This window comes from Streptomyces cucumeris, from assembly GCF_024295805.1.
Taxonomy (GTDB): Bacteria; Actinomycetota; Actinomycetes; order Streptomycetales; family Streptomycetaceae; genus Streptomyces; species Streptomyces cucumeris.
The window spans coordinates 91,860-117,004 of sequence record NZ_JANCLX010000015.1; the positions used below are offsets into that span (position 1 = coordinate 91,860).

Consider the following 25,145-nt stretch of genomic DNA (forward strand, 5'->3'; position numbering starts at 1 on the left):
CCGCCGCCCCGCCTCCCGGGTGGGCGCGTATCCCGGTCGGGGTCTGGGGGCGGCCCGGCGCCCCCGGGCCGCAGCGACACCGTCCGTGCCGTGGGGCGGGACCCCATGGCACCGACGGAAGCCCGCGCTCACCGGACCCTCCGCCGGTGGGCGCGGGCTTCCCGTGCCGTCCCTCACGCGCTGAGCGGGAACTCCTGCCCCAACTCCCGGAAGACCGCGGTGTTCAGCGCGAAGGCCCGTCGGCACTCCTCGACCACGCGCTGCTTCTCCAGATCGTCCACCGGCAGCGCGTCCAGCAGTGTGCGGTACTCGCGCTTGAACGCGGCCGGGTTGCCGATCTCCTCGAAGACGTAGAACCGCACTCCGTCGCCCTTGCGGGCAAAGCCCCATATCTTCTCCGCCGTACCGCGGATGATCTGCCCGCCGGAGAGATCGCCGAGATAGCGGGTGTAGTGGTGGGCGACATAGCCCGCGGACCATTCCCGCACACACCACGCCACCCGCTCCGCGTACGCCCGGGTGGCGGGCAGCGGGACGAGCCCGGCCCGCCAGTCCGGCCCGCCGAGATGGCGCAGATCGCGCTCCAGTGCCTCGGTGCGGATCAGCTCGGGCCGGATGAACGGACCCGCCACCGGATCCGCCACCAGGGCCCCGGCGGCGGACTCCAGGGCGCGGTAGACGAACCAGAGCTGCTCGGTGTAGCGCCGGTAGGCCGTCATGCCGAGGCGGCCCCCGAGCAGGTCGCTCATGAACGTCGAGTTCTCGGCCTCGGTGTGCGCCTCGTGCGAGGCGGTACGGATGAGCGTCGAGAACGGGGTCGGGGCGGCGGGTGCGGCGTCCACGGTGGACCTCCGGGTACCGGTACGAGTAGGTTAGGCTTACCTAAGCCGCTCGGTTCGCCTACGTCAATGATTTCCCGACAGGCTGTCGGTAAACCCCCGCCCCGTACCGGTCAGGGCCCCGCGTCCACCGTCCGCTGCCCGCTTCCGGCGGCCCCGGGGCTACGGCAGGGTGAGGATCTCCGCGCCCGTCTCCGTCACCACCAGGGTGTGCTCGAACTGCGCCGTCCGCTTCCGGTCCTTGGTGACCACGGTCCAGCCGTCGTCCCACATGTCGTACTCATGGGTGCCCAGCGTCAGCATCGGCTCGATGGTGAAGGTCATCCCCGGCTTGATCTCGGTCGTGTGGTGCGGGCTGTCGTAGTGCGGAACGATCAGGCCCGAGTGGAACGAGGTGTTGATGCCGTGGCCGGTGAAGTCACGGACCACGCCGTAGCCGAACCGCTTGGCGTACGACTCGATGACCCGGCCGATGATGTTGATCCGGCGGCCCGGCTTGACCGCCTTGATCGCGCGGTTGAGGGACTCCCGCGTCCGCTCGACCAGCAGCCGCGACTCCTCGTCCACCTCACCGCAGAGGTAGGTGGCGTTGTTGTCCCCGTGCACCCCGCCGATGTAGGCCGTGACGTCGAGGTTGACGATGTCGCCGTCGCGCAGCACGGTGCTGTCCGGGATGCCGTGGCAGATGACCTCGTTGAGCGAGGAGCACAGCGACTTGGGGAATCCGCGGTAGCCCAGCGTCGAGGGGTAGGCACCGTGGTCGCACATGTACTCGTGCGCCACCCGGTCCAGCTCGTCCGTGGTGACACCGGGCTCGATCAGCTTGGCGGCCTCCGCCATGGCACGGGCGGCGATCCGTCCCGCGATCCGCATCTTCTCGATCGTCTCGGCGTCCTGGACCTCGGGCCCGCTGTACGGCGTCGGGCTCTCCTTCCCGACGTACTCCGGACGCCGGATCGAGGTGGGAACGGGGCGGGTGGGGGAAAGCGTCCCCGGGACAAGAAGCGACTGGCCAGACATATCAGCGAGTGTATCGGCGGCGCATCGGGCAGCATGGCCGCAAGGGCAACGCCGCAGTGCGCGACGGCGCGCGCGGAGGACGGAGAGCGGGATGGCGCTGTTCAAGAAGAAGGCCGAGGGCAAGCCGGGCGAATGGTACTACTGCCTCAAGCACGGCACGGTCGAGGAGGGCCCGGAGTGCCGCGCCGCCGACCGCATGGGGCCGTACGCCAGCCGCGAGGAGGCCGGGCACGCGATGGAGACCGCGCGCGAGCGGAACGAGGAGTGGCAGAACGACCCCCGCTGGCAGAACGAGCCGCGGGAGGACTGACCCCCGACCCGCCCCCGTACCCGGATCAGGCCGGGGCGGGGGCCGCCTCGCGGACCTCGCGCGCATGCTCGTCGGTGCGGACGTCGTAGGTCATCAGCCGGGGCAGGGTCAGCGCCAGCAGGCCCACGGAGACCACGCACGCCACCCCGCCCGACCACACCGCCGCCCGCACCCCGGTGAGCCCGGCGACGGTGCCCGCCCGGACCTGGCCGAGCTGCGGCCCGGTCGCGTAGGACAGCAGCTCGATACCGGCCAGCCGGCCGCGCAGCCGGTTGGGGATGGTCTGGTTCCAGATCGTGGCGCGGAACAGTCCGCTGATCATGTCGCCGCCGCCCGCCACCGCGAGGCAGAGCAGCACCAGCCAGACGTTGTCCAGCCAGCCCGCCGCGGCCATCGCCAGCCCCCACACCGCGGCGCCCAGCGCCACCATCCGGCCGTGCCGGTGGATCCGGGAGGTCCAGCCGCTGGTCAGGGTGACCACCATCGAGCCGACCGACCCCGCCGCGTACATCAACCCCAGGGCCCAGGGCGCGTCCAGGTCATCGGCGAGGAAGGGGAAGATCGCGTTCGGGAAGGCGAAGAACATCGCGACCATGTCCACCGCGTAGGTGCCCAGCAGTTCCTTGCGCCCCCAGGCGTAGCGGGCGCCCTCGGCGATGGCGCGCAGCGATGGCGGCTCGGCGTCGTGGGCGGGCGGCGCCGGGGACAGTCCGAAGGCGAGCAGGACGGAGACGGCGAAGGTGAGCAGGTCCAGGCCGTAGGCGAGAGGCAGTCCGGCATAGGCCACGACCACACCGGCGAGCGAGGGGCCCGCGATCGCCGAGAGCTGCCAGCGCATCGAGTTGAGCGCGGCGGCGGCCGTGAGCTGGTCGTGCGGCACGATCCGGGCGGTGACCGCGTCGATGGCCGGACGCTGGATGCCGACGAGCGCGCTGGTCAGCGCGGCGACCACATACAGCGGCCAGATCATGGGGTCCGGCAGCAGGCTGTTGACCAGCAGGACGGCGGCGAGCACCCCGAGCCCGGCCTCGGTGAGCAGGATCAGCTTCCGGCGGTCCAGGGCGTCCGCGAGCGCTCCGCCGTAGAGCCCGAAGACGATCAGCGGTACCAGTTCGACCGCGCCGATGGCACCGACCGCGAAGGCCGAACCGGTCAGCTCCTTGATCTGGAGGGGCAGCGCCACCAGCGACAGGAAGCTGCCGAAGGCGGTCACCAGCCCGGCGGTCCACATCAGGCGGAAGTCACGGGAGGAGCGCCAGGGCGCGAGGTCGGGGAGGAGGGCGCGCTTGCGCGCTCGGTCATCTGTGGGGGTCACAACGGTTCATCGTGCGATGTGACCCGCCCGCCGGGCAACCGAATATCGGCCTGTCGGCATCGGCCTCACCAGCGGGGCGGCGGCGGAGCCGTCAGCCGTTCGGCCAGCCGTGCCAGCCGGTCGCCGAAGCGGCGGCGGCCCGGCCGGGCGGGGAGGCTGTTCTCCCCGGCCGCCGCGCTCACCAGGTGCTGCACGGTGTCGAGGTCGAGCCCGGCATCCCCGGGCACGGCCAGCGCATCATGGGCCAGGGTGTGCAGCTCGCTGTCGCCGCCGTCGAGCGCGAGGACGGTCGCGCCGCCCCGGCGTGCGTCGTTCACCCGCTCCAGCAGGCCCGCCCCGGGGTCGCCCGGGGTGACGACCAGCAGTGTCTCGCCGCGTCCGGCGCCCTCCAGCCGTCCGAGCCCCACGGACAGATGGGCCGGGACCGGGCCGTCCGGCACCCGGTGGCGGACCAGGGTGGGGGACAGCTCGGGCAGTCCGGACCAGGCGGCCTCGTCATCGAGGTGCGCGGCCAGATGCCAGGGCTCGTACTCCTCGCTGCCGATCAGCAGCAGTCCGCCCTCCCGCGGTCCCACCGAGGCCCGCAGCGATCCGGCGAAACGGCGGGTGGTCTGCAACCACTCGGTCCCGGCGAGCACTTCGCGCAGCAGCGCGACCCGTACGGCATCCATGGCAACCGCATCCTGCCGGGGCGGGCGGTGCGGCAGCGGCGGTTCGCGCCGGTGTCACCCCTTCGAGCGGCGGCTTCCGTTCAGCCCCAGATAGCCGGCGTAGAGAAGCTGGACGACACCGAGGCAGGCCACCACCATCGCGGTCTTGAACTCATTGACGAAGGGGATGTCGAGCTCCCCGTCCAGCAGCCACAGGATCGCTCCACCGGCGAGGGTGAGTGCGCCTTCGAGGAAGTTCTTGGGGGCCGGGGCCATGGTGGGAATCCTTACGCGTGGTGGGGGACGGAACGGAGTTCACGCTATGGCCGTGCCACCGACCGCTCCTCGGCCCCGCGGAGGAGATCATTTCGGTCCGCCGTCCGTCGTCGGGAGGACCCCGGCTCCTCCTGGCCGCTTGAGGCCCGGACCCGCCATCGCCAACTGTTCATGTGCCGTCCCTTGACGGTGTGTTGGACAAACCCTAAGGTCACCGCACACAAGGGACGTCCTACGTCCCATTTTTCCGGCTCGGTACTCGATTGCGACGGGGCATCGGGAGGGTCTGATGGCGAACGGCGCGGCGGTCCGCCCGTACGAGATGTCCGTCCCCTACCGGGCGGGGACCGGGGGATACGCGAGTTACCGGATCCCGGCGGTGGTGCTGACCCGCGCCGGGACGCTCCTCGCCTTCGCCGAAGGGCGGGTGGGCTCCTCCGCCGACCACGGTGACATCGACCTGGTGGTCAGAGGGTCCGCCGACGGCGGGCGCACCTGGGGCGCGTTACGGGTCGTCACCCGCAACGGCGGCGGTACGGCGGGCAATCCGGCCCCCGTGGTCCTCACCGGCGGCGCCCATGACGGCCGGATCGTCCTGGTGCAGGTGCACAGCGCCGCGTCCGCCACCGAGGACCGGATCCGGCGCGGTGAGGTCTCCGCGGCCGACGGACGGCGGGTGTGGGTCGTCCACAGCGATGACGACGGCGCCACCTGGAGCGCACCGCGCGAGATCACCCAGCAGACCAAACGGCCCGGATGGCGCTGGTACGCCACCACCCCCGGCCACGCCCTCCAACTGCGCCACGGACCCCATGCGGGCCGGATCGTGGTCCCGGCCAACCACTCGACTCCACCGACCGTCCCCGGCGACGACGGGACCGAGGGCCGCTACAACTGCGGACATGCGCTGCTCAGCGATGACGAGGGCGCGACCTGGCGGATCGGGTACGTGGACGACAACCCCGACGGCTACGTCAACGTCAACGAGACGACCGCCGCCGAACTGCCCGACGGCACCCTCTACTTCAACACCCGCACCGAGGCGAACGCCCCCGGCACCCGGGCCGACGCCCGTTCGCTGGACGGCGGCACCACGCTGACCGCCCCCTTCCGCCCGCAGGCCGGGCTGGTCACCCCGGTCGTGGAGGGCTGTGTACTGCACCCGGGCACCCCGGACGTGCTGCTGTACTCCGGCCCGGCCGCCCCCGGGCACCGGGCGCTGATGACGGTGCGGGCCAGCCGGGACGGCGGGGTCACCTGGCGGCCGGTGCACACCGTGGACGGGCTGCCCGCCGCCTATTCGGACCTGGTCCGGCTCGATGAGCACACGGTCGGACTGCTCTACGAGACCGGCGACTTCAGCGCCTACTCGACCATCACGTTCCGGCGCATTCCGATGGAGGAGCTGGTATGAGCGCATCAGACGCACAGGGACCGGGGACACCGCGCCGCGCCGTCCTCGGCGGAGCGGCCGCCGTGGCCGCCGGGTTCGCCCTGACGGGCTGTGGTTCGGACGACGACGGCGAGCCCGAGGGCCGTAAGAAGGGCGAGAAGATCACCCTCACCTTCTGGTCCTGGGTGCCGGGCATCGACAAGCCCGTCGCCCTGTGGAACCGCCGCCATCCCGAGGTGCGGGTCGAGGTCGAGAAGGTCTCGGCGGTCGACGGTGCGCAGTACGCGAAGATGCACGCCGCCATCAAGGCGGGCAAGCCGCCGGACCTCGGCCAGATCGAGTACCCCGTCGTCCCCAGCTTCCTCATCGACAACGGTCTCCTCGACCTCACCCGGTACGGGGTGGCCGCCCACAAGGACCGGTTCATCGGCTGGCAGTGGCAGCAGTCCGTCTTCGGCAAGGCCGTCTACGCCGTACCCCAGGCGTCCGGTCCGATGGGGCTGTTCCTGCGCCGGGACCTCTTCGACAAGTGGGCCATCGAACCCCCCGCCACCTGGGACGACTACGCCGAAGCCGCCGAGGCGGTCCGCCGGAGGGGCGCCTGGATCGAGACCTTCTCGGCCACCAACGGCAACCGCTTCGCCGGACTCGCCTGGCAGGCCGGGGCGCGCTGGTTCCGCACCGAGGGCGACACCTGGGTCGTCTCCCTCGACGACGAACCCACCCGGAAGGTCGCCGACTACTGGGACGACCTGGTCCGGCAGAAGCTGATCAAGACCATTCCGGACCGGCAGAACGCCTGGTACAAGGACATTCAGACCGGAGCCATGGCCTCCTGGCTCGGCGCAAGCTGGGGGGACGCGCTGCTCGTCGGCAACGCGCCCCGGACCGCCGGGAAGTGGCGGGTGGCGCCCATGCCGCAGTGGGAGAAGGGCGGCCACGCCCACGCCAACTGGGGCGGTTCCACCACCGCCGTCTTCGCCGGGACCAGGTACCCGAAGGACGCCCTGGAGTTCGCCATCTGGCTCAACACCGACCCCGACTCCATCGCGCTGCTGATCGAGAACGGCTATGGCACCCCCGGCGCGAAGAAGGGCTACGCCACCTCCGACCTCGATGTGCACAAGGACTTCTTCGGCGGTCAGACCTACAGCCGGGTCTTCGCGGAGGCGAGCCGGGGCGTGGACACCAGCTGGCGCTGGGGACCGGCCACCGACACCCTCTACCAGCGGCTCGGCGACGCCTTCACCGCCGCCGTCGGCAACGGCGGCAGCTTCCGTTCCGCCCTGGCCAAGGTGCAGGGCGAGACGGTCTGGGACCTCAAGGAAAAGGGCCTGAAGGCGGAGGCCGGGTGAAACGGCCCACCCGGACGGAGATCCGCGGTGCGCGGGCGGCGGCCGGATTCCTGCTGCCGTTCCTCGCGCTGTTCCTCTTCTGCTTCATCGCACCCATCGGCTACGCCCTCTACGAGAGCGTGCTGAAGACCGAGCGCACCGGCGCGCTGGGCCTCGGCGGTGAGACCCGTGAGGTGTGGGCGGGCTTCTCCAACTACGCCCACGCGCTGGAGGACGACCGGTTCACCACCGGATTCGGCCGGGTGCTGCTCTTCGGGGCGGTGCAGATCCCGTTGATGATCGCCTTCGCCACCGCGCTCGCCCTGCTGCTGGAGGCGGCGTCGGCGCGCTGGGTCGGGTTCTTCCGGACCGCGTTCTTCCTGCCCTACGGCGTCCCCGGGGTGATCGCGTCCATCCTGTGGGGCTTCCTCTACGTCCCCGGGATCAGCCCGCTGGTGGAACTGGCCGACGCGGCGGGCTGGGAGGTGGACTTCCTGGGCCGCTCCGCCGTGCTGTGGTCCATCGCCAACATCGTCACCTGGCAGTTCACCGGCTACAACATGCTGGTGCTGATCGCCCAGCTCAAGGCCGTCCCCGGCGAGCTGTACGAGGCGGCGCGGATCGACGGGGCGAGCGCCTGGCAGGTGGCCCGGCACATCAAACTGCCGCTGATCCGGCCCGCCTTGGTGCTCACCACCGTCTTCAGCCTGATCGGCACCCTCCAGCTCTTCGCCGAGCCCAAGGTGCTCAAACCGCTCAGCAACTCCATCGACTCCGGCTACACCCCCAATCTCGCCGCCTACAACGAGGCGTTCACCAGCAACAACCAGCACATCGCGGCGGCGGAGGCGGTGCTGCTCGCGCTGGTGGCGTGTGTGCTGTCCTTCGGCTTCCTCCGGCTGGTGGGACAGCGCGGAAGGGACGGTGAGGACAGATGACCACCGGGCTCACCGAGGATGCTCCGGCCGACGGCACGCCGGAGGCGGATCCCCGTCCTCAGAAGAACCGCCGCCGGGGGACCGGCCGGGGCGCGGGGCCGCGGCCGCCGCTGCGGTACCGGATCATCACCGTCTCGCTGCTCGCCGTCGCCGCCCTGTACTTCCTCACCCCCGTCTACTGGCTTGCGGTCTCCGCCACCAAGTCCAGCAGCGACCTCTTCGGCACCTTCGGCTTCTGGTTCCACGATCCGCGCCCGCTGGACCGCCTCCGGCAGGTGCTCACCCACGACGACGGCATCTACGTCCGCTGGTTCCTCAACAGCCTGCTGTACGCGGGCGTCGGCGCCCTCGTCGCCACCCTGCTGTCGGCCGCCGCGGGCTACGCCCTGGCGGTGTACCGCTTCCCCGGCCGGGAGGCCGTCTTCAACGTGGTGCTCGCCGGAGTGCTCATCCCCGGTACCGCGCTGGCCCTGCCGCTGTATCTGCTCTTCAGCGAACTGGGTCTGGCCAACACCTACGCCGCGGTGCTCATCCCCAGCGTCGTCAGCCCCTTCGGCGTCTATCTGTGCCGCATCTACGCGGCCGCCGCCGTCCCCGGCTCCCTGCTGGAGGCGGCGCGCATCGACGGGGCGGGCGAGACCCGGATCTTCACCACGCTGGGGCTGCGGCTGATGACCCCGGCTCTGGTCACCGTGTTCCTCTTCCAGTTCGTGCACATCTGGAACAACTTCTTCCTGCCGCTGGTGATGCTCTCCGACTCCGATCTCTATCCGGTCCAGCTCGGGCTGACCTCGTGGCAGGGCTACGCCGACCGGCAGCCGGAGCTCTACCAGTACACGGTCGGCGGTGCGCTGCTGTCCGTACTGCCGCTGATGGTGCTGATGGGTGTCCTCCAGAGGTACTGGCGCACCGGGCTGACGGAGGGGAGCGTGAAGGCATGAGACGGGCGTGACAGTATCGCTGTCATGACTACTTCCGATGGTGCGACTCCCGAGACCACCGCCCCCGCGAAGAAGGCGCCCGCCAAGGACCCGTGGGACCTCCCCGATGTGTCCGGCCTGGTCGTCGGCGTGCTCGGCGGTACCGGTGACCAGGGCCGCGGCCTGGCCTACCGGCTGGCCAGGGCGGGCCAGAAGGTGATCATCGGCTCGCGCGCCGCCGAGCGCGCCCGGACCGCCGCCGAGGAGCTCGGCGGCGCCGGACTGGGCATCGAGGGCGCGGACAACGCCGAATGCGCCCGGCGCAGCGACATCGTGATCGTCGCCGTGCCGTGGGACGGCCACGCCAAGACGCTGGAGTCGCTGCGCGAGGAGCTCAGCGGCAAGCTGGTCGTCGACTGCGTCAACCCGCTGGGCTTCGACAAGAAGGGCGCGTACGCCCTGAAGCCGGAGGAGGGCAGCGCCGCCGAGCAGGCCGCCGCCCTGCTGCCGGACTCCCGGGTCACCGCCGCCTTCCACCATCTGTCGGCCGTGCTGCTCCAGGACCCGGAGATCGAGCGGATCGACACCGATGTGATGGTGCTGGGCGAGGTCCGCGCGGACACCGACATCGTCCAGGCGCTGGCCGCGCGTATCCCCGGGATGCGAGGCGTCTTCGCGGGCCGGCTGCGCAACGCCCACCAGGTCGAGTCGCTGGTGGCCAATCTGATCTCGGTCAACCGCCGCTACAAGGCCCACGCGGGTCTGCGGGTCACCGACGTCTGACGGATGCCCGGCGACGACCCGTGCGACGGGCATGGGGGACGCGAACGGGGCATGGGGGACAATGTCCGGGAAGCCGAGAACACCCCCCGACAGGAGCCGCACCCCATGCCCCGCCTCGCGATCTACGCCCTCGTCGTCTGCGTCCTCGCCATCGCCGCGGCCGTGGTGTCCTTCTCCCAGGGCAGTTTCCTGGGAGTGGTGTGGATCCTGCTCGCGGGTGTCTCCTCCAATATGACCTGGTACTACGTGCGCAGGGCCCGGATGGACCGGGACGGGGCGCGCGAGGTCACCGGCTGACGCGCCGGGCTTTGCGACCGGCTAGCCGCTGATCCCCGGGATCTGCGGCTCGCCCTGCCAGAACCTGAAGAACTCCTGGCCCCAGTAGGTGTCCCATTCGGTGACCCCCATCGCCCCCATGATCGCGTCCACCGCGTCGAAGAAGGCCTGGTTGACGCCCGGGATCCACAGCACCCCGAAGACCGCCAGCAGCCCGAACGGCGCGTAGGGCTCCACCTGCCGCCGCACCCGGTACGACAGCCACGGCTCGATCATTCCGTAGCCGTCCAGTCCCGGCACCGGCAGCGAGTTCAGGATCGCGGCGGTGACCTGGAGCAGCGCCAGGAACGCCAGCGCGTACCGGAACACCTCCGGTATCCCGTCCATCGTGCCCAGCCAGAACGGCGCGGTCAGCGCGGCGGCGAACAGCACGTTGGTGAGCGGCCCGGCGGCCGAGATCAGACTGTGCTTCCACCGCCCCCGGATCCGGTGCCGCTCGATGAACACCGCACCGCCCGGCAGCCCGATCCCACCCATGATCACGAAGATGACGGGCAGCACGATGCTCAGCGCGACATGCGTGTACTTCAGCGGGTTCAGGGTCAGGTACCCCTTGGCCCCGATCGACAGATCACCGCCGTGCAGCGCGGTGCGGGCGTGCGCGTACTCGTGCAGACACAGCGAGACGATCCAGCCGGAGACGACGAACAGGAACACGGCGAAGCCGGGGCTCGCGGAGTAGTCCGTCCACACCGCCCACGCGGATACGCCCATGATCGCGACCAGACCGAGGAATACGGGGCTGATCCGCCGGTCGCGGCGGCTTACTGCGGTGGTCATCGGGTGGGGTCTCCGTGGTGGGGGTGATCGCGGTGATCGCTAGCGAGAGAACGATGACCAGTGTGCGCATAGTTCCGGGCGAGGGGGAACGGAGGTGGTCGAGGGTGATCAGGGCCACACAGGCGGGGTGTCGAGGCGTATCTCATTGTTGACGTGCTCACTGCCCGCTGGACGCTGCTGACCCGCCCGCAGGGCGGCAGCTATCGGCACACCGTGACTGGCGACTTCGGTGAGAAGATCGAGATTCCGGTGGAGGACCAGACGCTGGTTCTCGACTCGTCGCAGTTCATCAGGGTCTGAGGCCGACGGCCGACCGCTTGGGCCATCCACCAGAATGGGCCCGTGCGCTACGGCATCCTCGGCACCACCCAGGCCCACCGTGACGACGGCACCCCCGTCGCCCTCGGTGGCGCGCGGCTGCGGGCGCTGCTGACCGCCCTCGCGCTGAACCCCGGACGACCGCGCACCGCCGGTGCCCTCATCGCCGACATCTGGGACGACGATCCACCCGCCGACGGGTACGGCGCGCTCCAGGCCCTCGTCGGACGGCTGCGCCGGGCGCTCGGCAAGGAGTCCGTGGCCTCCGCCCCGGACGGCTACCGGCTGGGCGCCGGCCGCGACGATGTCGATCTGCACCGCTTCGAGCGGCTCACGGACGAGGGCGTCCGCGCCCTCGCCGACGGCGCCCCGGAGCGGGCCGCCGACCTCCTCGGCGCGGCCCTCACGCTGTGGCGCGGGCCCGCCCTCGTGGATCTGCCGGGCGGCGCGGCGACGGCCACCCGTGCCGAGGCCCGCCGCCTGGACGCGCGCCGCGCCCGGTTCGCCGCCGACCTCGCGCTCGGCCGCGCCGCGCGGATCCTCCCGGCGCTGTCCGAACTGTGCGACGTGCACCCGCTGGACGAGCCCCTGCACGCGCTGCGCATCCGGGCCCTGCGGGACGCGGGCCGCCCGGCGGAGGCGCTCGCGGCGTACGAGTCGATCCGCGCCGAGATCGCCACGCGTCTGGGCGCGGACCCCGGGCCCGAGCTGAGAGCCCTCCACGCCTCCCTCCTCACCCCCACGCCTCTTCCGTACCCCGTGCCCCCGGCGGGTCCGGCGGGGGCGGCGGGGGCGGACACCTCGGCCGCGCCCGCGCCCCCGAGGGGCGCCGCTGCCCCGGGCAGCGGCGTGAGCCAGACGCCCGCCGCTTCGGCGGACCCGGTGTCCTCGGTGGCTCCGGCGCATCCCACACCCCCGGCGGGCTCGGCAGCCCCCTCGGCCTCCGCTGCTCCGGTCGCCCCGACGCATCCCGCGCTCCCGTCGGCGCCCGCCGTTCCAGGGGAGTTCGCGGCCCCCGTGACCCCGGCCGCCCCGGGCGGGCCCGTGGGCCCGGCGAGCACCGGTGCTCCCGCGGACTCAGCGTCTCCGGCGGCATCCGACGCCCCCACGTACCCCGCGCCCCCGGACGCTTCGGCGGCACCCGGTGTTTCCCGGGCCGCCGGCTCCGGGAGCCCGGCCGCCTCCCACGGGGTCGCGGATCACGCGGTCGCGGGGATGCGGCACGGGTCCCCGGGCCCCGCGGCTTCCGCGGACACGCGTGCCGTTACGGCGGGTCCGTCCGGGGGCGGGAATCTGCGGGCCCGGCTGACCAGCTTCGTGGGGCGGGAGGCCGAGTTGGAGGGGTTGCGGGGGGATCTCGCCGAACATCGGCTGGTGACCCTGCTCGGACCCGGTGGGGCCGGGAAGACACGGTTGTCGCAGGAGGCCGCCGACACCGTCGGAGCCGCCTGGCCGGACGGGGTCTGGCTGGCCGAACTGGCTCCCGTCGACGACCCCGCCACCGTCCCGGAGACGGTGCTCACCGCACTCGGCGGACGCGAGACCGTCATCCGCGGCACCGCCGCCGAGGGGCTGCGGGCCGCCGCCGACCCCGCGAGCCACGACCCGCTCAACCGGCTCGTGGAGCACTGCGAACCCCGCCGCATGCTGCTCGTGCTCGACAACTGCGAACACCTCGTCGAGGCCGCCGCCCGGCTCGCCGACACCCTGCTCGCCCGCTGCCCCGGCGTCACCGTCCTGGCCACCAGCCGTGAACCCCTCGCCGTGCCCGGGGAGTTGCTCCGGCCCGTCGAACCGCTGCCGGACCCGGTCGCGCTGCGGCTGCTCCAGGACCGGGGCGCGGCGGCACGGCAGGGGTTCCGTACGGAGGACGACCCGGCGGCCTGCGCCGAGATCTGCCGTCGTCTCGACGGGCTGCCGCTGGCCATCGAACTGGCCGCCGCCCGGCTGCGGTTGCTCACCCCGCGGCAGCTCGCCGACCGGCTCGACGACCGCTTCCGTCTGCTGACCAGCGGCAGCAGGACCGTGTTGCCGCGCCAGCAGACCCTCAGGGCGGTCGTCGACTGGTCCTGGGACCTGCTCGACGACCGTGAACGCACCGTCCTGCGCCGGCTGTCGGTCTTCGCGGGCGGCTGCGAACTCCAGGCGGCCGAAGCGGTCTGCGCGGACCAGGCCCGCGGCGCCGACGCCACCCACGGCCCCGACGCCGTCGATCCCCGTGACGTGGCCACCCTGCTGGGTTCACTTGTCGATAAGTCGCTTGTCGTGGCCGCACCTTCGACGACGACCGGCGAGATGCGCTACCGGCTGCTGGAGACCGTCGCCGAGTACGCGGGCGAGCGCCTGGACGAGGCGGGGGAGCGGACCAGGGCCGAGGGCCGCCACCTCATCGCGTACCGGGAACTGGCCCGCACCACCGACCCGTTGCTGCGCGGCCCCGCCCAGCGCGCCGGGCTGGACCGGCTGGAGAGCGAACACGAGAATCTGCGCACCGCGCTGCGCCGCGCCGTCGCCGCCCGCGACGAGCAGGAGGCGCTGTGCCTGGTGCTCTCCCTCGGCTGGTTCTGGAACCTGCGCGGGCACCGCGCCGACGCCCGCCACTGGGCCACGGCCGCCGCCGGGCTCGGCCCTGACCCGTTCCTGCGGCCGGTGGCCCCCGCCCCGCCGCTGCTCCGGAGCTGTATCGACGCCCCGCCCCCGATGCCGCCCGGGCTGCTGGCCGAAGCCCGGCGCGGAGTGCGGCTGTTCGCCCTGGCCAACATCGAGGGCGACCTCCAGTCCATGGCGAACGAGACCGCACAGCGCGAGCTGGAGGGGATCGTCGCCGCCTACCGGGCCGGACTGCCGCAGACCTGCCGCCTCCCGGGGCTCCTGTGGTTCTTCGCGGTGATCATCAAGGGTGACTTCGGCCTGCTGCGCGGGATGGCCGATGAAACCGTGCGCACCTGCCGGGAGCTGGGCTACACCTGGGAGCTGGCCTTCGCCCTCCAACTGCGCGCCAAGCTGCTCAACGAGCGCGGCGGCGGGACCCGGGACGGGACCCCCGACGCCGACGAGAGCCTGGAGATCTTCCTCCGGCTCGGTGACTCCTGGGGCGCGGCCGAAGCGCTGTCCGGCCGCGGCGAGACCCGGGAGCAGCGGGGCGAGGGCGCGGCCGCCGCCGAGGACTACCGCGCGGCGATCCGCTGTGCCGAGGAACTCGGCGCCCATGAGCAGGTGGTGCTGCTCCGGTGCCGACTGGCCGGGGTGTTCGTGGAGTTCGGGGACGAGGAGGAGGCCGCCGCGGGCGAACGGACGCTGCGCGAGGTGGTCGAACGGGGGCCGCAGGCGGGCGCCGAGGCCCTGTCGTACGCACGGATGCACCTGGCGCTGCGCTACGGCACGACGGGCCGGTTCGCCGAGGCGCGCGCCGAACTGGACGCGCTGTACGCGGAGTTCGCGATCCGGGCGCTGCCGCTGTTCCAGGGCGTGACGGAGGGGATGCTCGCCTGGCTGGACCTGGAGGAGGGGCGGCCGGACGAGGCCCTGGAGCGGGTGCGGACCGCGCTGGTGAAGACGACGGGCCGGATGACCGAGCTGGTCGCGCCGTTCCTCCCGGTGACCCAGTTGCTGACCGGGGCCGAGGCGCTGGGCCGGCTCGGCGGCGCGGAGCGTGCCGCCACCACGGCGCGGCTGCTGGGGGCGTACGACGAACTGCGCCGCGCCCAGCACCAATGGCGTTCCGGTGTCGAACGGACGAGCCGGGAGCGCACCGAGGCCACGGCGCGGGCGGGGCTGGGGGACGCGGCGTACGAGCGGGCGTACGGCGAGGGCACCGCCCTGACGCTGCCCGAGGCCATCGCCCTGCTCTGACCCCGGCCCCCACGCCGGGGCCCGCATCCCGTGTCGGGGCCTCACCCGCTCGGCGCCGGTGCGCGGTCCTCCTCGTGCGTGTGCTCCTCCGGACGCGCGAGCCGGTCGTCCGGGGTGTCGGCCGGGCGCCAGAGCGTGAGGGCCACCGTCACCAGCAGATTGGCCGCGAGCGCGAGGAGACCCGCGTTCACGCCGTGGAAGGGGTCGCGGTCGGTGAAGACGAACCAGAACACCAGCCCCACGCCGACCGCGATCCCGGCCATCGCCGCGAGCGCCGACATCCGGCGCCACAGCAGTGCGATCAGCACGGCGGGCAACAGTTGGGCCATGCCCTCGTAGCTGAGCACGGACAGCCGGACCAGCGCGGTGGGGAAGGCGTAGGTCATCACCAGCGCCACCACCCCGGCCAGCAGGGTGACCGCCTGGGACAGCTCCCGCTGGCGCGCCGCCGTCCGCGGATGGGCGCCCAGTACCGAACGCCCCCACATGGTCCCGATGACCAGCATGAAGACGGCCGTGGGCACGATCGAGGAGAGCGCCCCGGCGGCGCCGATCACCCCGAGCAGCCAGGCGGGCATGTCCTTGCTGATCATCTCGAAGAGGGCGAGGTTGGAGTCCCCGAGCCCCGGGGCGACGAAGAGGGCGGCCATGCCGAGCAGCACGGGCACGAACAACAGTACCTGGTAGAACGGCATCAGCATGGCGTTGCGCCGCAGCACCTGCGCGCTGCGCGCCCCGAGGAACCCGGCCACCTGGGTCGGGAAGACCGTGTAGACCACGCCGTTGAGCACCGCGGTGGAGATGAACCAGCTCAGCCCGAGCGCCTTGTCGGCGGGGCCGGGCAGGGTCAGCCAGGCGCCGCGTTCGGTGGTGAGCCGGTGCAGCAGATCGCCGTAGCCGCCGAAGTGGTGCAGCGGGACGTATACGAAGACGACCGCGAGGGTGATGACGACCAGGCTGTCCTTGAGCACCGAGACCCACGCACTGCCGCGCAACCCGCTGACGAGGACGAACACTTCGGAGATCAGGAACGCCAGCAGATAGGCGAGCGACAGCCCGATCGTGCCGTAGCTGACGGTGGCGACCACCACGCCCATACCGGTGATCTGGAGCTGGATGTACGGCAGCACGAACACCGTGGCCAGCACCGCGATGACCGCGCCGAACCAGGGCGCGGCGAAGCGGTGGGCCACGATGTCGCTGATGTTGTGCAGTCCGTGGGTGCGGGCGTAGGACCACAGGACCGGTCCGACGAGATAGCTGACCGTCATACCGATGGAGAGGTAGGCCACCACGTACAGCCCGGACAGCCCGTGGGTGTACGACCACCCGGCGGCCCCGAGGTAGCTGAAGCTGGTGTACGTCTCACCCGCCATCAGCACCAGCGTGAGGACCAGGCCCATACTGCGGCCGCCGACGGACCAGTCGGCGAGGTCGCGGCCGGACCGGCCGCGGGCGGCGGCGATCCCCAGGCCGAGGGTGGCGGGCATGAACAGGCCCAGGACGGAGACCGAGACGGCCGCGTCCGCGCTCATCGGACCCCGCCCTCCGCCGTACCGGCCGGGCCTTCCCCATCCGCCGGAACCGGGCCCCGGCCCCGGTCCCGCGCCGCCAGCCACACCGGGTCCCGCCGGGCGGCGAGCCAGACGAACAGCGGGGTGAGCAGGGTGGCGACCAGCAGCCACAGCGCGAGGAAGGGGATGCCGAGCAGGGTGGGGTGCACCCGGTTGGCGAACGGAAGGACACCGAGGTAGGCCAGCGGTGTGCCCGCCAGCCACCACAGGGACTTCCGGTTCCGGAACAGACTCCGGGACGCGTTGGTGGACAAGGGTGCTCTTTCCTCCGTGACCGCCTGGGTACGGCGTGGTCCATGGGGCGGCGTCACGGCCGCCGGCCCCGGCCGCCGGACCTGTGTGCTGCCCCCTGTGCAGCACACATGATCGGCGGTCGGGGCCGGCGGAGATACCCCCACCCCCTCAGGTGGTCTTGTTGCGGAACTTGGCGACCGCGAGCGGAGCCGTGATCACCGTGATGCCCACCGCCCACACCAGACAGACGGTCACCGGATGGGCGATCGCGCCATGGCCGCTGGTCAGCGCCCGCGCGGCATCCGCGAGCTGGGACAGCGGGTTGTAGTCGGTGAAGGACTGCAGCCAGCCGGGCATGGTGCTGGTCGGCGCGAAGATGGACGAGCCGAACTGGAGCGGCATGATCACCAGCATCCCCACGCCCTGGACGGCCTGAGGGGTCTTCATGGACAGTCCGAGCAGCATGAAGATCCAGGTCAGCGAGGAGCCGAAGAGGAGCGAGAGCGCGATCGCGCCCAGCAGCTCCAGCGGACCGGTCTTGAGGTCGAAGCCCATGAGGAAGCCCATGGCCAGCAGGATGAGGGTGGACACCAGCATCCGGCCGGTCTCCACGACCAGCTTGGCGATCAGCACCGAGGAACGGGCGATCGGCATCGTGCGGAAGCGGTCCATGACCCCCTTCTGGAAGTCGTCGTTGACACCGGTGCCGACCGACATCGCGATGTTCAGACCGCCCATCGCCATCATCCCGGGGATGAAGTAGTTGACGTAGGCACCCCGGTCGCCCGCCGCCACCGCGCCGCCGAAGACGTACACGAACAGCAGCGAGAAGATGATGGGCATCATCACGGCGTCGAACATCGACTCCGGGTCCTGCTTGATCTGCAGGGCGTTCCGGCGGACCAGCGCGCCGATATGGCGCAGATTGGCCCGCAGTCCGATCCGGCCCTCGCCGGGAAGCGCCTTGGCGGGCGCGGTCATCGTTGCCGCGCTCATGCGGCGACCTCCTCAACGACGTCGTGCGTGGTGGTCTCGTCCTCGGGGGTGGAGGTCTTCTGGCCGGTGATGGCGAGGAACACCTCGTCGAGGCTGGGCAGATGGGTGTCGATCCCGGCGATGGTGAAGCCGCGCTCACCGAGCAGCCCGATCACTGCGGTGAGCTGCTCATCGCTGATGATGGGCACGTTGACCATGCCCTCCTCGGTGTCCGCGGTGGCGCTGCCGACCCCGTCGAGGCCGGCCTGGGCGATGGCGCCGACCATGCGGGGCAGCTCCAGGGGGTCGGAGGGGCGGATCTGGAGGGTGCGCCCGCCGACCTTCGCCTTGAGCTCGTTGACCCGGCCCTCGGCGATGACCTTGCCGCGGTCGATGACCGTCAGATCGTGTGCGAGCTGCTCGGCCTCCTCCATGTACTGGGTGGTGAGCAGCACGGTGGTGCCGTCGGAGACCATCCGCCTGACCTCGTCCCACACCTCGTTGCGGGTGCGGGGGTCCAGACCGGTGGTGGGCTCGTCCAGATAGAGCACCGAGGGCTGCCCGATCATGGACGCGGCCAGGTCGAGCCTGCGGCGCATACCGCCGGAGTAGGTGCGCGCGGCCCGCTTGGCGGCGTCGGTCAGCGAGAACCGCTCCAGCATCGCGTCCGCACGGCGGCGGGCGTCCTTGCGGGACAGATCGAGCAGCCGCCCGATCATGTAGAGGTTCTCCCAGCCCGACAGCTTCTCGTCCACCGAGGCGTACTGCCCGGTGAGCCCGATGGTGCGGCGTAGCTGGCGGGGCTGTTTCACCACGTCGTACCCGGCCACCACGGCGGTCCCGGCATCGGGCACCAGCAGGGTGGACAGACAGCGGACGAGGGTGGTCTTCCCGGCCCCGTTCGGGCCGAGCACACCGAGGACAGTGCCCTCCGGGACCTCCAGGTCGACGCCGTCGACCGCTTTGGTGTCACCGAAGTGCTTGACCAGCCCCCGAACTACGACGGCGTTGCCGCCCCTGATCGTGTGTTCCTGTCGCTTCATGCCCTCACCATGACAGCGGCCACCGACAGACCACCGACAGACGGCAGACAAGCTGTGGACAAACGCCGGACAGCCCGCCGACGGGGGAAGATCGGCGGGCTGTCGGTGTACCGCGGTGGCTCACCGGGGCCGCTCACGGCCCCCGGACAGGGTCAGCGGAAGGAGTGCTCCGCGGTCGGGTACGCCCCGCCGACCACGTCCTCCGCGAAGGCCCGTGCGGCGTCGCCGAGGCTCTGGCGCAGCTCGGCGTACTGCTTGACGAAGCGCGGCACCCGGCCGTCGGTCATCCCCGCCATATCGGTCCACACCAGGACCTGGGCGTCGCAGTCGGGGCCCGCGCCGATGCCGACGGTGGGGATGTGCAGCGAGCGGGTCACCTCGGCGGCCAGCTCGGCCGGGACCAGCTCCAGGACGACCGCGAAGGCGCCCGCGTCCTGCACCGCCTTGGCGTCCCGCAGGAGCTGCTGGGCGGCCTCCTCGCCGCGCCCCTGGACGGGGTAGCCGCCGTAGGCATTGACGGACTGCGGAGTGAGGCCGACATGGGCCATCACCGGGATCCCGGCCTGGACCAGCAGCTCGATCTGGTGGGCGGAGCGCTCACCGCCCTCCAGCTTCACCGCGCCGACCCCGGCGTCCTTGATCAGCCGGGTGGCGTTGCGCAGGGCCTGGACCGGGCCCTCCTGGTAGGACCCGAAGGGCAGGTCGCCGACGATGAGGGCGCGCTGGGTGCCGCGTACGACGGCGGCGGACAGCAGGGTCATCTCGTCCATCGTGACGGGCACGGTGGACTCGTAGCCGAGGTGGCAGTTGCCCATCGAGTCGCCGACCAGCATCACCGGGATGCCCGCCTGGTCGAAGACGGAGGCGGTCATCGCGTCGTAGGCGGTGAGCATGGGCCACTTCTCGCCGCGCTCCTTGGCGGCCGAGATGTCACGGACGGTGATGCGGCGGGATCCGGTCCCTCCGTACAGTGCCTTGGCGGCCGCTGCCGGACCGTTTCCGCTGCTGCCGGACTGATTCTGCGCAGGGCTGACGTGCGTCATTGCGACGGCTCCTGTTCGTCATCTCGAGGCGCCCTGACGGCGTCCCCGGACCACCCCCATGCTGGCACGGCTCCGGGCGGGGGGAAAGTGGGTCCGGGAGGTCCGGGGCGGTGGCCTTGGCCACCCTCGCGCCGGCCCCTCGTCCGCCGTCCTGAACCCCCTCCGTTGGCCAAAGCATCGCAAAGAGTTTTCAATACGAGACGGATCCGTATCGTAACTGTCCTAGCCTGGCCGGTATGGCAACCCCTTCCGACACCCAGGACGCCTCCGGCGGGTCCGGCGTCTCCGAGGCGATCCACCGCAGACGGTGGGCGATCCTCGTCGTCCTGATGTTCAGCGTCCTGGTCGTCGTTCTCGACAACTCCATACTCAACGTGGCGATGAAGACCATCGCCTCGCCCGAACCCACCGGTCTCGGCGCCACCCAGTCCGAGCTGGAGTGGGCGATCAACTCCTACACCCTGGTCTTCGCCGGGCTGCTGTTCACCGCCGGACTCCTCGGTGACCGGCTGGGCCGCAAGAAGGTGCTGCTCGGCGGGATGGCCGTATTCGGCATCGGCTCGGTGCTGGCCGCGTTCTCCGGTTCGCCCGGCGAGCTGATCGGCTTCCGCGCGCTGATGGGCCTGGGCGCCGCCTTCGTGATGCCCGCGACCCTCGCCATCCTGGTCAACGTCTTCGAACGCGAGGAGCAGGCGAAGGCCATCGGCATCTGGGTCGCCGCGGTCGGCCTCGCCATCGCCATCGGCCCGATCACCGGCGGACTGCTCCTGGAGCACTTCTGGTGGGGCTCGGTCTTCTTCGTCAACGTCCCCGTCGTCATCGTCGGGCTCATCGCGATGGTGCTGCTGGTACCCGACTCCAAGGACCCCAGGCCCGGACGGCTGGACCCGCTGGGTGTGGTGCTCTCCGTCATCGGTCTGGTGCTGCTGGTCTACGGCATCATCAAGGGCGGCCAGATCGCCGACTTCGCCGACCCTCAGGTGCTGGCCACGATCGGCGGCGGGCTCGCCGTGCTCACCGTGTTCGTCCTGCACGAGAAGCGCACCGATCACCCCTCGATCGACGTCGGCTACTTCCGCAAGCCCGCCTTCTCGGCCGCCATCGCCGCCATCGCCCTGGTCTTCTTCGCCCTCATGGGCGTGACCTTCTTCATGGTCTTCTACATCCAGAGCGTGCGCGGCTACAGCGCGCTGGAGTCCGGGCTGCTGATCCTGCCGCTGGCCATCGCCCAGCTGATCTTCGCGCCGCGCGCCCGGCTGGTCGTCGAGCGGTTCGGCGCCCGCGCGGTGTGCACCGGCGGGATGCTGCTGGTGGCCGCCGCGATGAGCGGGTTCCTGCTGCTGGACGTGGACAGCCCGATGTGGATCCTCGAAGTGCTGTTCTTCGCCCAGGGCGCCGGGATGGCGCACATCATGCCGCCGGTCACCACCTCGATCATGCAGGCGCTGCCCCGGGAGAAGGCCGGTTCCGGCTCGGCGCTGAACAACACCTTCCGGCAGGTGGGCGGTGCGCTCGGCGTCGCCGTCCTCGGTTCGGTGCTCTCCACCGCCTACCGCGAGGGCATCCAGGACACCCTGGACACCGTCCCCGGGCTGCCCGACTCCGTACGGCACACCGCGGGCGAGTCCGTCGAGGCCACCCTCGGCCTCGCCGAACGGCTCGGCCCCAAGGGCGAGGCGCTGATCGGCCCGGCCCAGGACTCCTTCGTCCACGCCATGCACATCACGGCACTGGGCTCGGCCGGTGTGGCCCTGTTCGGTGCGCTGGTCGTACTAGCCTTTCTGCCCGGCAAGGACAGCGGTGACCAGGCGCCCGAGGGCGGTCGGCCGCGGGAACGGACGGAGGCGGAGGCGAAGCGATGACCGATGTGGCGGCCGATGTGACGGATCCCGGCGACGGGGCTCCACTCGACTGTGCCGTCGCCAAGGTCCGCGGGCGGCCGCGCAGCCCCGCCGCCGACGCCGCGATCATCGAGGCCGCGCTGCGGCTGCTGGAGGAGGGCGCCACGGTCGACGGGCTGTCGATCGAGCGGATCGCGCGCGAGGCGGGCGTCGGCAAGGCCACCGTCTACCGCCGCTGGCCCGGTAAGGACGCCCTGCTGCTCGATGTGCTGCGTTCCCTGGAGGAGGCCGGTCCGGAACCGGCCGGGATCTCGGCCCGCGACGACATCGTCACCATCCTGGAGTTCATGCGGCGGCGCGGACTGGCCAAGCGCAACTCGGCCCTGCTGCGCAGCGTGGTCACCCAGATGCACGCCAACCGCGAACTGTGGCGGGCCTACGAGGAGAACGTCATAGCGGCCCGGCGCGCCTCGCTGTACGAGGTGCTGCGGCAGGGCGTCGAGCGCGGGGAGATCCGCGGCGATGTGGACCTGGAACTGCTCGGTGAGCTGTTCACCGGGCCGATGCTGACCCGCGCCATCCTGCACGAATGGCGGGAACTGCCGGAGGGGCTGGCCGAGAGCATCGTGGACACGGTGCTGGAGGGAGTGTCTCCGCGCGGAGAGGGCGTGCCCCCGCGCGGATAGGGAGTGTGTCCCCGCGCGGACAGGGAAGGCGCGCGGGCAGGCTCCCCGCGCGGGTGACCGTCGGGGGTGACGGTGCCCCGGTCCGCCGCGGCGGGATGTGTGCGTGTTGTGTCACAACAGGCGCCTGTCCGCCCGGACTCGGAACCCCCGCTCGATCCCCGCTCGTCCTCGACAAGGGGAACCCCTGACGATGGCGTCAGGAAAAGCCCTGGTCATCGCCTATGGTCTTCACCTAGGCGCGGCAGTTGAGGCAGTGAGGTAACAGCGAATGGCGCAGGCGAACACGCAGGAGACGGACCGGCCCGGGGGCGCCCCCCAGCGCTCCGGCTCCAGGGTCGCCCTTCTGCTGGGCCGGCTCCGCGGCGACCGCGGGATCTGGCGGCGCGGACTGGTGCTCGCGGGTATCGCGGTCCTGCTCGCGCTGGTGATGATCCTCCACGCGGAGATCCCCAACGACGTCGGCAACCTCGGCAGTCTGCTGGAGACCTTCCTGCCCTGGCTCGGACTGCTCATCCCGGTCCTGCTGGTGCTGGGCCTGGTCCGGCGGTCGGCCAGCGCCGTCATCGCGCTGGTGCTGCCGGTCACCGTCTGGCTGAACCTCTTCGGCGGGCTGATGTTCTTCGACAAGGCGGGCCACGGCGGTGATCTGTCCGTCGTCACCCACAACGTCAACGCGGAGAACCGCGATCCGCGCGGCACCGCCGATGTGCTGCGCACCTCGGGCGCCGATGTGGTGGCCCTGGAGGAGCTCACCGGGGACGCGGTGCCGGTCTACGAGCGGGCGCTGAAGGACACCTACCCGTACCACGCGGTGCGCGGCACGGTCGGCGTCTGGAGCAAGTACCGGCTCTCCGGCACCGAACCGGTGGACATCAAGCTCGGCTGGACCCGTGCGCTGCGCACCACCGTCGCCGCGCCGCAGGGCGAGGTCGGCGTCTACGCGGCCCATCTGCCGTCGGTGCGGGTGCGGTTCAACGCGGGCTTCACCGCCGGACAGCGCGACGCCAGCGCCGCGGCGCTGGGCCGGGCCATCTCGGGCGAGCGGCTGAAGCGGGTGGTGCTGCTCGGCGATCTGAACGGCACGATGAACGACCGGGCGCTGGCCCCCGTCACCTCCCAGATGCGCTCCGCGCAGGGCGCCGCCGGTGACGGCTTCGGCTTCAGCTGGCCCGCCTCGTTCCCGATGGCGCGGATCGACCAGATCATGGTGCGCGGGCTGGACCCGGTGGGGGCGTGGACGCTGAAGGAGACCGGCAGCGACCACCTGCCGGTGTCGGCGTCGGTCGACTTCTGAGACCGGGCCGCGGCGGCCGCGCGGCGGTCCCGCGGCGGTCCCCGGCTGTTCACCTCGCTGTCGCACCGGGGGAACAAACGGCGTGAGAGACTTTGTTTAGCGGGAGAACATATCCTTGCCCGTGCGGATGGTCTCTCCGCCGTTTCTCCTTCGTTGCGAAAGGTCTCTCATGCCCCTGCCTCTGCTCGCGCTGGCTGTGAGCGCTTTTGGCATCGGCACCACCGAATTCGTGATGATGGGCCTGCTGCCCAACGTCGCGGACGATCTGGGCACCTCCGTGCCCACCGCCGGATACCTCGTCTCCGCGTACGCCATCGGCGTCGTGGTCGGCGCTCCGCTGCTCACCGCCCTCGGCTCCCGCGTACCGCGCAAGCGGATGCTGGTGCTGCTCATGGCGCTCTTCACCGTCGGCAACCTCGCCTCCGCGCTCGCGCCCTCCTTCGGGTCGCTGGTGGCGGCGCGGGTGCTCGCGGGACTGCCGCACGGCGCCTTCTTCGGCGTCGGCGCGGTGGTCGCCGCCCGGCTGGTCGCCGAGGAGCGGCGGGCCCGCGCGGTCGCCACCATGTTCCTGGGCCTGACCATCGCCAACATCGTCGGCGTCCCCGTGGCCACCCTGCTCGGCCAGCACCTGGGCTGGCGGGCGACCTTCCTGGTGGTCGCCGGGATCGGGGTGGTGGCCATGGCCGCCATCGCCCGCCTCGTCCCGCAGGTCCCGCTGGACCAGCACGGCGGCCTCCGCCGCGAGCTGGGTGCGCTCCGCGACCGGCAGGTGCTGCTCGGTCTGCTCACCGCCGTCTTCGGCTTCGCCGGGGTGTTCGCCGTCTACAGCTATCTCGCCTCGATGATGACCGAGGTCACCGGCTTCGCCGAGTCCTCCGTCACGGTCGTCCTCGCCCTCTTCGGTATCGGTATGACCCTGGGCGCGCTGGCCGCGGGCCCGCTCACGGACCGTGCCCTACGGCCCACCCTGTACGGCTCGCTGGCGGCACTGGCCGTGGTGCTGATGGTGTTCGACGTCACGGTGCACATCAAGTGGGCGGCGCTGGCCACGGTGGTGGTGCTGGGCGCGGTCGGCTTCATGACCACCACCCCGCTCCAGATGCTGGTCATGAACAAGGCTCGTTCGGCACCCACCCTGGCCTCCGCCTCCAACCACTCCGCCTTCAACCTCGCCAATGCGGGCGGCGCGTGGCTGGGCGGCGTGGCCATCGCGGCGGGCTGGGGCTGGACCTCCCCCACGCTGGTCGGCGCGGCCCTCGCGGTGATCGGCCTGGCCATAGCCGTCACCGCGGGCTTCCTCGACCGCGCCGCCCCGGAGGAGCCCTCGCGGGTGGTGGCGACGAGTGAGCCGCTGCCGAAGATGTCGGAAGTCGGCTGACCCCGGTCCGGGG

Annotated in this window: 24 protein-coding genes; 13 read left to right on the forward strand and 11 right to left on the reverse strand. The window is 71.6% G+C overall.

Going from position 1 to position 25,145, the window contains the following annotated elements; genetic code table 11:
- Positions 1 to 173: 173 nt before the first annotated feature.
- Together NMK44_RS22305 and map are read right to left on the reverse strand one after the other, a co-directional pair.
- The gene (locus tag NMK44_RS22305; RefSeq protein WP_254745795.1) at positions 174 to 842 is read right to left on the reverse strand and encodes a biliverdin-producing heme oxygenase; all 669 of its coding nucleotides are present in this window, start codon (positions 840 to 842) and stop codon (positions 174 to 176) included.
- 159 nt (positions 843 to 1,001) lie between these two features.
- Positions 1,002 to 1,859, reverse strand: a complete 858-nt coding sequence (map, locus tag NMK44_RS22310) for a type I methionyl aminopeptidase (protein WP_254745797.1) — start codon at positions 1,857 to 1,859, stop codon at positions 1,002 to 1,004.
- Positions 1,860 to 1,950: 91 nt separating this feature from the next.
- On the opposite strand from map, the gene NMK44_RS22315 reads away from it, so the two are divergent.
- Positions 1,951 to 2,169 (forward strand): hypothetical protein, encoded by a 219-nt coding sequence (locus tag NMK44_RS22315; protein WP_254745799.1) that lies wholly within the window; start codon positions 1,951 to 1,953, stop codon positions 2,167 to 2,169.
- 25 nt (positions 2,170 to 2,194) lie between these two features.
- On the opposite strand, the gene NMK44_RS22320 is transcribed toward NMK44_RS22315, so the two are convergent.
- From NMK44_RS22320 to NMK44_RS22330, 3 genes are all read right to left on the reverse strand, one after another.
- Positions 2,195 to 3,484 (reverse strand): MFS transporter, encoded by a 1,290-nt coding sequence (locus tag NMK44_RS22320; RefSeq protein ID WP_308358486.1) that lies wholly within the window; start codon positions 3,482 to 3,484, stop codon positions 2,195 to 2,197.
- A gap of 65 nt (positions 3,485 to 3,549) precedes the next feature.
- A complete protein-coding gene (locus NMK44_RS22325; RefSeq protein ID WP_254745800.1) occupies positions 3,550 to 4,155 on the reverse strand; it encodes a hypothetical protein in 606 nt (201 codons plus the stop codon).
- Positions 4,156 to 4,209: 54 nt separating this feature from the next.
- Entirely contained in the window at positions 4,210 to 4,410 is a 201-nt protein-coding gene (locus NMK44_RS22330; protein ID WP_254745802.1) for a DUF5708 family protein, read from the reverse strand.
- 289 nt (positions 4,411 to 4,699) lie between these two features.
- Here NMK44_RS22330 and NMK44_RS22335 point away from each other — a divergent pair, with 289 nt between their 5' ends.
- The 6 genes from NMK44_RS22335 (at position 4,700) to NMK44_RS22360 (ending at position 10,075) form a co-directional block, all read left to right on the forward strand.
- On the forward strand, positions 4,700 to 5,824 hold the full coding sequence (locus NMK44_RS22335) for a sialidase family protein (protein ID WP_254745804.1): 1,125 nt from the start codon (positions 4,700 to 4,702) through the stop codon (positions 5,822 to 5,824).
- Positions 5,821 to 7,158 carry an ABC transporter substrate-binding protein gene (locus tag NMK44_RS22340; protein WP_254745806.1) on the forward strand — a complete coding sequence of 446 codons (1,338 nt, stop codon included), beginning with the start codon at positions 5,821 to 5,823 and terminating at the stop codon, positions 7,156 to 7,158. Before NMK44_RS22335 ends, NMK44_RS22340 begins: the two co-directional genes overlap by 4 nt.
- Positions 7,155 to 8,075: a carbohydrate ABC transporter permease gene (locus NMK44_RS22345; RefSeq protein WP_254745807.1), complete on the forward strand. Its 921-nt coding sequence runs from the start codon at positions 7,155 to 7,157 to the stop codon at positions 8,073 to 8,075. The genes NMK44_RS22340 and NMK44_RS22345 overlap by 4 nt, the downstream gene beginning before the upstream one ends.
- Positions 8,072 to 9,016 (forward strand): carbohydrate ABC transporter permease, encoded by a 945-nt coding sequence (locus NMK44_RS22350; protein WP_254745808.1) that lies wholly within the window; start codon positions 8,072 to 8,074, stop codon positions 9,014 to 9,016. Before NMK44_RS22345 ends, NMK44_RS22350 begins: the two co-directional genes overlap by 4 nt.
- Before the next feature lie 24 nt (positions 9,017 to 9,040).
- A complete protein-coding gene (npdG, locus tag NMK44_RS22355) occupies positions 9,041 to 9,778 on the forward strand; it encodes an NADPH-dependent F420 reductase (RefSeq protein ID WP_254745809.1) in 738 nt (245 codons plus the stop codon).
- A 105-nt stretch (positions 9,779 to 9,883) separates the two neighbouring features.
- A complete protein-coding gene (locus tag NMK44_RS22360; protein WP_374215317.1) occupies positions 9,884 to 10,075 on the forward strand; it encodes a hypothetical protein in 192 nt (63 codons plus the stop codon).
- A 21-nt stretch (positions 10,076 to 10,096) separates the two neighbouring features.
- Here NMK44_RS22360 and NMK44_RS22365 read toward each other — a convergent pair whose 3' ends face one another.
- Complete coding sequence (locus tag NMK44_RS22365) at positions 10,097 to 10,894, reverse strand: site-2 protease family protein (RefSeq protein ID WP_254745811.1); 798 nt, start codon at positions 10,892 to 10,894, stop codon at positions 10,097 to 10,099.
- Between the two features lie 153 nt (positions 10,895 to 11,047).
- Here NMK44_RS22365 and NMK44_RS22370 point away from each other — a divergent pair, with 153 nt between their 5' ends.
- Positions 11,048 to 11,194, forward strand: a complete 147-nt coding sequence (locus NMK44_RS22370; RefSeq protein WP_254745812.1) for a hypothetical protein — start codon at positions 11,048 to 11,050, stop codon at positions 11,192 to 11,194.
- 42 nt (positions 11,195 to 11,236) lie between these two features.
- Positions 11,237 to 15,064 (forward strand): AfsR/SARP family transcriptional regulator, encoded by a 3,828-nt coding sequence (locus NMK44_RS22375; RefSeq protein ID WP_254745813.1) that lies wholly within the window; start codon positions 11,237 to 11,239, stop codon positions 15,062 to 15,064.
- A 41-nt stretch (positions 15,065 to 15,105) separates the two neighbouring features.
- Here NMK44_RS22375 and NMK44_RS22380 read toward each other — a convergent pair whose 3' ends face one another.
- The 5 genes from NMK44_RS22380 to panB all read right to left on the reverse strand — a co-directional run bounded on the left by NMK44_RS22380 (position 15,106) and on the right by panB (position 19,933).
- On the reverse strand, positions 15,106 to 16,599 hold the full coding sequence (locus tag NMK44_RS22380; RefSeq protein ID WP_254745814.1) for a sodium:solute symporter family protein: 1,494 nt from the start codon (positions 16,597 to 16,599) through the stop codon (positions 15,106 to 15,108).
- Positions 16,596 to 16,892, reverse strand: a complete 297-nt coding sequence (locus NMK44_RS22385) for a DUF3311 domain-containing protein (protein WP_374215318.1) — start codon at positions 16,890 to 16,892, stop codon at positions 16,596 to 16,598. The genes NMK44_RS22380 and NMK44_RS22385 overlap by 4 nt, the downstream gene beginning before the upstream one ends.
- A 148-nt stretch (positions 16,893 to 17,040) precedes the next feature.
- Positions 17,041 to 17,868: an ABC transporter permease gene (locus tag NMK44_RS22390; protein WP_254745815.1), complete on the reverse strand. Its 828-nt coding sequence runs from the start codon at positions 17,866 to 17,868 to the stop codon at positions 17,041 to 17,043.
- Positions 17,865 to 18,890 (reverse strand): ATP-binding cassette domain-containing protein, encoded by a 1,026-nt coding sequence (locus NMK44_RS22395; RefSeq protein ID WP_254745816.1) that lies wholly within the window; start codon positions 18,888 to 18,890, stop codon positions 17,865 to 17,867. Before NMK44_RS22395 ends, NMK44_RS22390 begins: the two co-directional genes overlap by 4 nt.
- Before the next feature lie 152 nt (positions 18,891 to 19,042).
- Positions 19,043 to 19,933: a 3-methyl-2-oxobutanoate hydroxymethyltransferase gene (gene panB, locus NMK44_RS22400; protein ID WP_254745817.1), complete on the reverse strand. Its 891-nt coding sequence runs from the start codon at positions 19,931 to 19,933 to the stop codon at positions 19,043 to 19,045.
- Between the two features lie 236 nt (positions 19,934 to 20,169).
- Here panB and NMK44_RS22405 point away from each other — a divergent pair, with 236 nt between their 5' ends.
- The 4 genes from NMK44_RS22405 (at position 20,170) to NMK44_RS22420 (ending at position 25,132) form a co-directional block, all read left to right on the forward strand.
- Positions 20,170 to 21,795, forward strand: a complete 1,626-nt coding sequence (locus tag NMK44_RS22405; protein ID WP_254745818.1) for an MFS transporter — start codon at positions 20,170 to 20,172, stop codon at positions 21,793 to 21,795.
- Entirely contained in the window at positions 21,792 to 22,460 is a 669-nt protein-coding gene (locus tag NMK44_RS22410; RefSeq protein ID WP_254745819.1) for a TetR/AcrR family transcriptional regulator, read from the forward strand. Before NMK44_RS22405 ends, NMK44_RS22410 begins: the two co-directional genes overlap by 4 nt.
- 268 nt (positions 22,461 to 22,728) lie before the next feature.
- Positions 22,729 to 23,754, forward strand: coding sequence for an endonuclease/exonuclease/phosphatase family protein (locus NMK44_RS22415; RefSeq protein ID WP_254745820.1), 1,026 nt, complete (start codon positions 22,729 to 22,731; stop codon positions 23,752 to 23,754).
- Positions 23,755 to 23,923: 169 nt separating this feature from the next.
- On the forward strand, positions 23,924 to 25,132 hold the full coding sequence (locus tag NMK44_RS22420) for an MFS transporter (protein ID WP_254745821.1): 1,209 nt from the start codon (positions 23,924 to 23,926) through the stop codon (positions 25,130 to 25,132).
- Positions 25,133 to 25,145 lie beyond the last annotated feature (13 nt).